Genomic DNA, 7,130 nt, shown 5'->3' on the forward strand with positions numbered 1-7,130 from the left:
GCGGACCGGGGCGAGCCGGTCGTCGCGGCCCCCGAGGCCCTTGACCTGGGCGAGCAGCCTGTCGGCGCCGGGGAGGGGCGCCCGGGGCGCCGCCGCTTGGCTGTTCGGCCGCCATGACGGCCGGGCCGCCGATCCCGACCAGAAAGGCGGTGCAGAGGGCGGTGGACGCGGCACGCCGTGCGGCCAGACCACGCATAGGGGGGTTCCTTTTGATGGGCGTCGTGGCCGCACCGCCGCGACCGAAGCCCGGTCCCCGGCGCTACAGTTCGCCGGGGACCAGTGTGGCCCGCGCCCCCGTTCGAGGGGTGCTGCGATCGGCCGCCCTCCCGAGGGGGACCAGCGGAGCCACAGGAACCGAAGGAGCCCGAGGACCGCAGAAGACGGGTCCCGGGAGAGCGGCCGGCCAGCGGGATTCCCGCGGACCTCAGCCGTTGGTGCAGGGGGTACCGAACGCCGGGTTCAGCAGGCCGATGACGTCCACGGTGTTGCCGCAGGCATTGACCGGGACGTGGAGCGGGACCTGGATGGTGTTGCCCGAGACGACGCCCGGCGAGTTGGTGCTGAAGCCGCTCGCACCGGTGTCGGCGGCGGCGAGGCCGGCACCGCCGGCGACAGCCGCGGCGGCGACGGAGGTAAGGATCAGGCCCTTGGCAATACGCGACATGGAGAGATGCTCCTCGAGTTGACGTAAAGGCACCCGGGCGAATGCCCGGCGCTGTGTCAACGCGTGGCACTTGTCAGGGTTGTGCCGCCAAAGGAGTGATCTCGGTATCGGACCGGCTTCACGGCTCGGACACGCTCGTCCGGATCGCCGAGGTGGGACCGCTCGGCCAGTCATCGCGGACCTTTCGCCCATCCTTTCGGCAGGCGTGCGCCTTCTCCACCATGGAATCCGCACACATGCGCCTGTCGCCCAACCACACCGGGCCGAGGGTCCTGCCCCGTACCCCACCCGCGGCGCCCTGGATCGTGGTGCTTGGGATGTTGCAGGGGCCGGGGGCGCACCAGCACGTCACCGCGGTCGGGACACCCGGTATCCGTTCGGTGCCATGGCCGCGGAGATCGTCGTGGCCTCCTGAGCCGACGCCGCGGCCGGCGGCCCGTGGGCGTGGGGGAATCGCCATCGGCATCACCGTCACGGCCGCGCTGTCGCTGGCTGGGATGCGAGCGGCTCGTCGAACGGTCCGCACGGCGTGCCGATCCGGGTCCGGAACGTGCCGGCCGAGCCGAGCAGGCCGCTGAGCGCGGCGGTGTTCGCGACCGCGGCCGGGGAAGGCCCCGGAGCGGGGAGTTCCTGGAGTTCCTGTGCGGGATCCGAGGTGGTGTGGAACCACTGATCGACGGTACGCGTGAGCCGCCGTGCCCTGCCCCGTTATGGGGCGCTCGGGCACGGCGGCTCACGTCGGTACCGGCCATGCACGTCGCAATGGCCCACGGGCGGTCCGCCCAGGGGAAGCTGACGACAGGACCTACCGGTTGAAGCCGATGGTCCGGCTGCGGCGGTAGAGGAATGCGCCACCCGCGATCAGGGCCGCACTGGCGGCCGAGGTCGCGATCATCGCCCCGGTGTTCCCGCTGCCGGTCTCAGCCATCTGCGGAGGCGTGCTGTGGTGCGCGGGCGGGGTGTGCTCGGTGGGCGGTGACGTCGGGCAGTCGCCGGATGGCTGGTCCCCGTACCCGTCCTCGTTCCCGTACCCGTCCTCGTCCCCAGACCCGCCCTGGTCGTCACAACTGGAGTCGGTCACTGCCGACGTCCTTGGCGTCGTGCTCGTCGTCGGCGTCGTGCTCGTCGGCGTCGTGCTCGTCGGCGTCGTGCTCGTCGGCGTCGTCGGTGGCGCGGTCACGGGCGTCGTCGGTGGCGTCGTCACCGTCGACGTCGTGCCGTCCGAGACGTTGCCGCACCTGTTGCCGAACGCCGGGTTGAGCGCGGCCGCGGCGTCGACGGTGTTGCCGCAGACGTTGACCGGCACCTCGATCGGCGCCTGGACGGTGTTGCCGGACAGGACGCCGGCCGAGTTCTGGGCAACTCCGTCCGCCTGGGTGTCGGCGAAGGCGGCGCTGCCGTACAGGGACAGCACACTCGTCGCGGCGGCCGCCGCGAACACTCCCCTGCTCAGGGTCTGTCGCAATCTAGTTGTCTTCCTGCTCGAAGCTGCTCGAAGCCGCTTGAGGAACGTGGCGATGTGGCAGGGCCGGCCTCGGGTCGTGAGGTTCGACGTCCGAGGCCGGCCCAGACACAGCCGGGGTGGCTGGTGCGCCCGTGCGCTCAGGCGTTGGCGCAGGTGTGGCCGAACGCCGGGTTCAGCAGACCGATGACGTCGACGGTGTTGCCGCACAGGTTGATCGGGGCGTGGAGCGGGATCTGGATGGTGTTGCCCGAGATCACGCCCGCGGAGTCGGCGGAGCCGCCCGTGGCCCCGGAGTTGGCGAAGGCAGGGCCCGCCACGCCCAGAGCCAGGACGGCGCCCGTCACGACAGCAACGCTCTTCTTCATGAAAGGTCCCTTCTGGGGTCGTATTCCCCAATGACGGCCAGAAACCGAGTGAGCACGACCTGGGCGGTCGCGGCACTGACGAGGAATAGACACAATGGAAAACGACGGAAAACGAGTCGCCCGACAATTCACTCGATTGTGCCGCGCGCCATACGCGTCGGCCTCGACCGCTCGGGCGAAAAGAGTTCCCGGAAAAACCCGGGCAGCCCGCGATCGGAGCAGCGGACTGCCCGGGCCGGCCGGAATCGGCTCAGCTTCCCTCGCTGTTGGACGAGAGGAGCGCCACGTTGCCCAGGACGTTGTCCAGCGCACCGTCCCGCTTGGCCTGGGTGGAGTTCTCGGCGCACTGCTGGTGCTCCTGGTCCGACAGGACCGGGATGTCCTCGGCCACGACGCCGATGAGGGCGGCGACGCCGGCGTCGACGTTCTGAACCCCCACGCACGGCTTGTTGAGCGACCCCTGGACCAGTGAGAGCTGCGGGCTCATGCTGCCGTTCGTCGCCGAGTTGCCGAACGACGACGAAGTGTTGGAGCCGTTCGTGACGGACGGTCCGCTGTCGTTGTCGATGGCAAGCGCCGTGGGAGCTGCCGCCACTGACATTCCCACGACAGAAGCGGCGGCCGCAACGGCGACCATTGCCTTCTTGAGCACTACGCGTTCCTTTCCTCGTAGCGACGCATGCCCTACGGCCTCATTCAACACGAGCCTTCAGGTTTGGTTGCGGATATTCACCCGGTTGGCTCGCGTCGCGGCCGGAAGTCCCCGAAAATCGGGAATCCCGGAAAACACACAAGCACTTCGCCGCATCCGCCGTGGGGGTGAACGGGAGAAACCAGGCCGCCGTCGAGCAGTTGACCAGAACGCTCCGGTGGACGGGGTTTCCTCAGAAAGGATCGCTCAGTGATCAAGAAGATTGTTGCCACCGCGGCCATCGCCGCCTCCGCCTTCGGTGCCACGGCCGCCGCGGCTCCGCAGGCCCTGGCGATCAACAACGACGGCGGGCCGACCGCCGACAACGCCAGGGGCGCGTGGCAGAGCTTCGGCAACTCGACCACGTACGGGACCATGAGCCCTCAGCTGGCGCTCATCCAGGGCTCGTTCAACAAGCCGTGCATCGCCGTGAGCGACCTGCCCATCGGCGCCGCCCTGCTCGGTGTCACGGCCCAGGACATCCCGATCCTGTCGGACGACCTGAACCAGCAGTGCGCCGAGAACTCCACCCAGGCCAAGCGGGACGGCGCGCTGGCCCACCTGCTGGAGAACGTCTCGCTGCTGTCCCGGAGTTCCGGGAACTGACCGCGGTCGACACGGAAGCGGGCCGCCGAGTCCCTCGGCGGCCCGCTCCGCGTTGCTCCCCCGCGACGCTCCTACGACACCACGTCCTTGCGGGCGAACCCGCGGAAGGCCAGGGCGAAGAGGACCAGCGCGTAGCTGACGGAGACCGCCGTGCCCTGGATCATCCCCGACCACTCGGGGTGCGGCTGCACGGCGTCGGCCCAGGCGAACTGCCAGTGCGCGGGCAGGAAGTCGCGCCAGTGCCCGAGGGCCGTGACGGCGTCCAGGACGTTGCCGACGATGGTCAGTCCGACCGCGCCGCCCACGGCGCCCAGCGGCGCGTCCGTCTTGGTGGAGAGCCAGAACGCCAGTCCCGCGGTGACCAGTTGGGACACGAAGACGTACGCCACGACCACCAGCAGCCGCTGCGCGGCGGTCCCCGCGTCGAGCGCGCCGCCGGTGGGGATCTGCAGGGGGCCCCAGCCGTAGGCGGCCGTGCCGACGGCGAGGGCGACCAGCGGCAGCAGCACCATGGCGGCCAGGCTCAGCCCCAGCCCGACGACCAGCTTGGACCACAGCAGCCGGGCCCTGGGCACGGGCGCGGCGAGCAGATAGCGCAGGGAGGACCAGTTGGCCTCCGAGGCGACCGTGTCCCCGCAGAACAGCGCCACCGGGATCACCAGCAGGAAGCCCGCCGACACGAACAGGTTCACCGCGGCGAAGTTGGCGCCGGAGGCGGTGGCCGTGTCCATCAGCGTCACCTGGTTGTTGCGGCCGCCCGGATCGCCGCCGATGGCGAAGGCGGCCACCAGGACGAACGGCAGGACGGCCAGGATCCCGCCCATGATCAGCGTGCGGCGCCGCTTCAGCTGCCGCACCAGCTCCACCCGCAGCGGCAGGGTGCGGCCCGCCCGGTAACCGATGGCCGTCTCGGCGACGACGGACGTGCTCATGCGGAACCTCCGATCAGAGTGAGGAAGGCGTCCTCCAGGCGGCGGTGCGGTCCGACCGAGGCGACCGGCACCTCCAGCCGCACCAGTTCCACGACCAGGCGCTCGGCGGTGCCGCCGGGCTCCAGCCGGACCAGCAGACCGCCCTCGGCGCGGACGGCGGAGGCGACGCCCGGTAGTGCCGACACCTTCTCGGCCACGGGCTCGTCCACGGGCGTGGCGGTGCCGACCAGCAGGGTGTCCCCGGAGCCGACGATCTCGTCCACCGGGCCCGCCTGCACCAGCCGCCCCCGGTCCATGACGACCAGGTGCGTGCACGACTGCTCGACCTCGGCCAGCAGATGGCTGGAGACGATCACCGTGCGCCCGCCGGCCGCGTACCGGATCATCACCTCGCGCATCTCGCGGATCTGGGGCGGGTCCAGGCCGTTGGTCGGCTCGTCGAGGATCAGCAGGTCGGGCAGGCCGAGCATGGCCTGGGCGATGGCCAGCCGCTGGCGCATGCCCTGGGAGTAGGTGCGCACCGCGCGGGCCAGCGCGTCACCGAGCCCGGCGATCTCCAGGGCCTCGTCGAGGTGGGCGTCCTCGGGTGGGCGGCCGGTGGCCCGCCAGTACAGCTCGAGGTTCTCCCGGCCGGACAGGTGCGGCAGGAAGCCCGCGCCCTCGACGAAGGCGCCGACCCGGGACAGCACGGGCGCGCCGGGCCGGATCGCGTGGCCGAAGACGCGGATCTCCCCGCCGTCCGGCCGGATCAGGCCCATCAGCATGCGCAGGGTGGTGGTCTTTCCGGCGCCGTTCGGCCCGAGCAGACCGAGCACCTGGCCCTGCTCCACTCGGAAGGACACGTCCCGCACCGCGTACCGGTCGGCTGACCGGGCGTAGCGCTTGCTCAGGCCGGTGATCTGGAGCGGGACGTCGGCCAGGTCCGGATCGGGGGCCGGTCCGGCCGTACGGCGGCGGGCGGTCAGCAGCAGCGCCAGCGCGGTCAGCGCGCCCGCGGCCGGCAGCCACCACACCCAGGCGGGCAGCGGCGCCGCGCCGGTGGTCACGCCGGGGGCGGTGGGCACCTTCAGGTCGCTCTTCAGGGAAACGGTGTACGTGGCCGGGGCGGCCGGGGAGGCGTAGCCGAGGTCGGTGGAGGCGAGGACCAGGCGGAGCCGGTGGCCCTTCTGCACCTCGTGGTCGATCGCCGGGAGGGTGAGGGTGACGTCCTTGCCTGCCCGGGCGCCCGCGACGCGCACCGGGTCCACCAGCTGAGCGGGCAGCACCGGCCGCGCCCGGCCCGGTCCGACGTCGTACAGCTTCGCGAAGAGCACGGCGTCGTCGCTGGTGGACGTGGTGTGGACGGTCACCGTCGGCGATCCGGTGATCCGCAGATCGCTGCCGACCGGCGCGGACTGGAAGCTCGCGTACTGGCCGGGGAAGTCCAGGGACACGCCGACGCCGAGCGCGGAGAGCTGGGCGAGCCCGCCGCCCGAGCCGCCGAGGCCGGGCAGCGAGGAGACGGCGGGCGGGTTCGCGCCGGCCGGGTTCTGGAACCGCTGCTCGCGTCCGGTCAGGGCGACGGTCCGCTGCCCGCTCGCCAGCCCCGGATAGGTGCTCGCGCTCGCGCCCCGCTGCACGGCCGCGCCGTCGGTGGAGTCGACGCCCGAGGTGCGGGTGACGCGGAAGGCCGGGCCGGTGTCGGTGCCCTTGTCCCCCTTGAGGTACCGGTCGAACCAGGTCTTCACGCGTGCCTGGATCCGGTCGCTCTCCAGGTCGCCGCCGTCGTGCCCGCCCGCGATCCAGTCCACGTCCACGGCTGCGCCGTGCGCCCGGATCGCCCGGGCGGCGGCGTCGGCCTGGCCCAGCGGAAAGAGCGAGTCGGACTGCCCCTGTACCAGCAGCGTGGGCACCTTGATCCGGTCGGCCACGGCGGACGGTGAACGCGCCTGGAGCATCCTGCGGGCCTCGGCGTCCGGCTTCCCGGACTCGGCGACCCGCTCGTACATCCGGCACAGCTCGGGCTCGAACCTCGCGCAGCCGCCACCGGAGTTGATGAAGACGCCGGCCCAGAGCTTCTTGAAGACGCCGTTCGGGAACAGGGCGTCGGCGAGGTTCCAGTACGTGATCGCCGGGGCGATGGCGTCCACCCGGTGGTCGTACCCGGCGGCGAGCAGGGAGATCGCGCCGCCGTAGGAGGCGCCGGCCACGCCGACGCGCGGGTCGCCGGGCCGGTCGAGCAGGACGTGGGGCTGCCGGGCCAGCCAGTCGATCAGCTTCGAGACGTCGGCGACCTCGCCCTTGGGGTCGTTGAGCCCGATCTTGCCGGTGGACCTGCCGAAGCCGCGGGCGGACCAGGTGAGCACCGCGTACCCGTCCTCGGCGAGGCCCTCGGCCTGGCGGCGTACGTCGTCCTTGCTGCCGCCGA

The 7,130-nt window shown here is 71.8% G+C and carries 7 protein-coding genes; 1 reads left to right on the forward strand and 6 read right to left on the reverse strand.

All coding sequences use genetic code 11. The features are described from left to right. Positions 1-424 precede the first annotated feature (424 nt). The 4 genes from BZY54_RS26005 to BZY54_RS26020 all read right to left on the reverse strand — a co-directional run bounded on the left by BZY54_RS26005 (position 425) and on the right by BZY54_RS26020 (position 3,146). Positions 425-664: a chaplin gene (locus tag BZY54_RS26005; RefSeq protein ID WP_086727746.1), complete on the reverse strand. Its 240-nt coding sequence runs from the start codon at positions 662-664 to the stop codon at positions 425-427. Between the two features lie 805 nt (positions 665-1,469). Further along, entirely contained in the window at positions 1,470-2,129 is a 660-nt protein-coding gene (locus tag BZY54_RS26010) for a chaplin (RefSeq protein ID WP_086727747.1), read from the reverse strand. Positions 2,130-2,266: 137 nt separating this feature from the next. Continuing rightward, a complete protein-coding gene (locus tag BZY54_RS26015) occupies positions 2,267-2,494 on the reverse strand; it encodes a chaplin (RefSeq protein ID WP_086727748.1) in 228 nt (75 codons plus the stop codon). Between the two features lie 250 nt (positions 2,495-2,744). After that, positions 2,745-3,146, reverse strand: a complete 402-nt coding sequence (locus BZY54_RS26020) for a rodlin (RefSeq protein ID WP_086727749.1) — start codon at positions 3,144-3,146, stop codon at positions 2,745-2,747. Positions 3,147-3,395: 249 nt separating this feature from the next. On the opposite strand from BZY54_RS26020, the gene BZY54_RS26025 reads away from it, so the two are divergent. Beyond that, entirely contained in the window at positions 3,396-3,791 is a 396-nt protein-coding gene (locus BZY54_RS26025; RefSeq protein WP_086727750.1) for a rodlin, read from the forward strand. Between the two features lie 71 nt (positions 3,792-3,862). Here BZY54_RS26025 and BZY54_RS26030 read toward each other — a convergent pair whose 3' ends face one another. After that, entirely contained in the window at positions 3,863-4,723 is an 861-nt protein-coding gene (locus BZY54_RS26030; protein WP_086727751.1) for an ABC transporter permease, read from the reverse strand. Beyond that, positions 4,720-7,130, reverse strand: a 2,411-nt coding sequence (locus BZY54_RS26035; RefSeq protein WP_086727752.1) for an alpha/beta fold hydrolase, incomplete at its 5' end; no start/stop codon positions are given. The genes BZY54_RS26030 and BZY54_RS26035, both read right to left, overlap by 4 nt.

The organism is Streptomyces carpinensis, assembly GCF_002154505.1.
Lineage (GTDB): Bacteria > Actinomycetota > Actinomycetes > Streptomycetales > Streptomycetaceae > Streptomyces > Streptomyces carpinensis.

What these genes read in the sequence shown, in the direction of transcription:
- BZY54_RS26005 (WP_086727746.1), bottom strand. Translation starts at nt 664, where the DNA reads ATGTCGCGTATTGCCAAGGGCCTGATCCTTACCTCCGTCGCCGCCGCG.
- BZY54_RS26015 (WP_086727748.1), bottom strand. Translation starts at nt 2,494, where the DNA reads ATGAAGAAGAGCGTTGCTGTCGTGACGGGCGCCGTCCTGGCTCTGGGC.
- BZY54_RS26030 (WP_086727751.1), bottom strand. Translation starts at nt 4,723, where the DNA reads ATGAGCACGTCCGTCGTCGCCGAGACGGCCATCGGTTACCGGGCGGGC.